Source organism: Clostridium grantii DSM 8605 (assembly GCF_900129965.1).
Taxonomy (GTDB): domain Bacteria; phylum Bacillota; class Clostridia; order Clostridiales; family Clostridiaceae; genus Clostridium_AF; species Clostridium_AF grantii.
In genome coordinates this window covers 1-1,947 of record NZ_FQXM01000072.1, presented here as the reverse complement: position 1 = coordinate 1,947, position 1,947 = coordinate 1, and the positions used below count along the sequence as shown (strand labels likewise).

The window sequence follows — 1,947 nt, the reverse complement described above, 5'->3', positions numbered from 1 at the left end:
CAGTCTTTTTTTAGAATTTAAAATTTTACTCAAGAAGTATTGTGAAATTATCGAAAGGACACTGTTTTTTAAAGAAAAATAAGCATGCATAAGAGAGCAAAAGTTTAGTTTTATTGCATGCTATTTTATCTTGTAGAAGTTGTACCTGGAAAAACTACATCCTTACATTTTTACCTAAGTCACAGTTCACCTAGTGAGGAGGCTTTGCCTACGAACTTGTTACCGCTTACTTTTTAGTGAATTTGTTTTCCTTGTAATTATTATAGGCACGCATATTGTTATTAAAAATAATCACAAAACTCATAATATAAATAATAATTGTATTATATAGATTATTAAAAATGATAAAATATAGAAAAGAAGATACCCATAGTATATTCAATACAACTAATAATATTATCATAAAAATATTGATTTTTTTACTTGGCATAATTAACCTCCTAAAAGATATATGAAGAATTCGAATGATATAAAAATATTTTTTTTATGATTCTACTATATCTAATACTTGTTGCCCAGCAACCATTTCAACTCCAAAAGTAGTATTTAAAACTGGGCCAGATTTTTGTAGGTTATTTTCTTTAATGACTTGTCCAATCTTTTGCATCTCTTGGTTAATTTCCATTTGGTTCATTTTCTTTCTTAAGCATAAAAGATTTTTTAATTCTAAAGTTTTATCTAGCTTATTAATTCAAATTTTTATGCTAAAGGGACTAGAAAATTACTGAAAAAATATTGAAGTCAAAAAAACATGTACTATAAAGCAAGTATTTCTTGCCAGCGTACATGTTTTTTATGTTTTCAAGGTTGTACCTGGAAAAAATTACACCTCGGAGGTCCTAGGAGATGATTGGAAATCAGCTACTTTCTTTCATATTATGTGTAAATTAAAGAAGTAATTAATAAAAAAATAGAAGTAGTGTATTCACACTACTTCTAAACATAAATTTACAAATTTGTTCATAAAACGTTAACAAACCCCTAGGGGGAATAGTAAGGAAGGAAGCCGACGAACTTACTTACATAGGAGGCAGCACTAAGCGACTACCTACTATTTTATATAGTAGCAATGCAGTAATAGTAAAACCTAGCATATATTTTGAAAGAATTATACTCATTTGCGCCCCGAAATCATCTTTATATTTTGAACCTACTAGAACAGAAGCAATAAAAAACAGAATTGAGTAAATGATTGTATAATTAATTTTATTTGCAAAAGAATAAATAGATTTCAGTTGAAAGAAATTAATTATAGCGCTTTTTAATAACGTATTAAAAGTAAGACCTAAAACAAGTAGAATAGGAGAAATTGTACCAAGTCCAATTTCTTTCGTTCTAAAATTCATAGTATCATCTCCTTGAATATATTCTAAATCTATTGTAAAGTTTGATAAAAGAAAGAAATACATAATATATTTCTTTCTTTTTTAACTAAAATATTTTCATTATATTGGTAATCCTGCACCAGACATTGCACCTAATCCTGCTCCTGCAAAAGCAGTACTAAGTATGTGAGTATCATTCTTGGTAAAGGCATAGACACCTATACCTACTACAGCACCAGCGCAAAAGCCTACAGTTCCTAGAGCAATAGCTCCAATTAACAATCCGCCATCTATGGAATGTAATTCTTTTGAATTTAAAGTATAAAAGTTATTATCACTCATAATATAGTCCCCCTTTAGTATTATTTTAATAGCATGGTGTAGAATAATAGATTTCTGCTGCGATGAAACCAGCCGCACCAGCTGCAAGTGGGCCACCTATAAGACCGGCCGCAACAGTAATTCCTCCAACAAAAATAGCACCGCAAATTATATTGTAAGCATCTTTTCCACCATTAACAACTTCCAACTCATCACAACCCAACTCACAAAAAGCACCACTATAATTCAAAGTCATTTCCATAATATTCACCTCCTTATATTGTAAATTATTCAAAACTAT

Annotated in this window: 4 protein-coding genes; all 4 read right to left on the bottom strand. The window is 29.6% G+C overall.

The features are described 5' to 3' along the window. Nucleotides 1–484: 484 nt before the first annotated feature. Nucleotides 485–625, bottom strand: a complete 141-nt coding sequence (locus BUB83_RS22135; RefSeq protein ID WP_159434136.1) for a hypothetical protein — start codon at nt 623–625, stop codon at nt 485–487. A gap of 394 nt (nt 626–1,019) precedes the next feature. Continuing rightward, nucleotides 1,020–1,346 carry a hypothetical protein gene (locus tag BUB83_RS21025; protein WP_073341034.1) on the bottom strand — a complete coding sequence of 109 codons (327 nt, stop codon included), beginning with the start codon at nt 1,344–1,346 and terminating at the stop codon, nt 1,020–1,022. 99 nt (nt 1,347–1,445) lie between these two features. Then, nucleotides 1,446–1,667, bottom strand: coding sequence for a class IIb bacteriocin, lactobin A/cerein 7B family (locus BUB83_RS21020; protein ID WP_073341033.1), 222 nt, complete (start codon nt 1,665–1,667; stop codon nt 1,446–1,448). Nucleotides 1,668–1,692: 25 nt separating this feature from the next. Then, nucleotides 1,693–1,947 (bottom strand): hypothetical protein (locus BUB83_RS21015; protein ID WP_207649354.1); only part of this gene is annotated, 255 nt, incomplete at its 5' end.

Excerpts from the sequence above, each read along its gene's own strand:
- BUB83_RS22135 (WP_159434136.1), bottom strand. The coding sequence starts at position 625 with ATGGAAATTAACCAAGAGATGCAAAAGATTGGACAAGTCATTAAAGAA.
- BUB83_RS21025 (WP_073341034.1), bottom strand. The coding sequence starts at position 1,346 with ATGAATTTTAGAACGAAAGAAATTGGACTTGGTACAATTTCTCCTATT.
- BUB83_RS21020 (WP_073341033.1), bottom strand. The coding sequence starts at position 1,667 with ATGAGTGATAATAACTTTTATACTTTAAATTCAAAAGAATTACATTCC.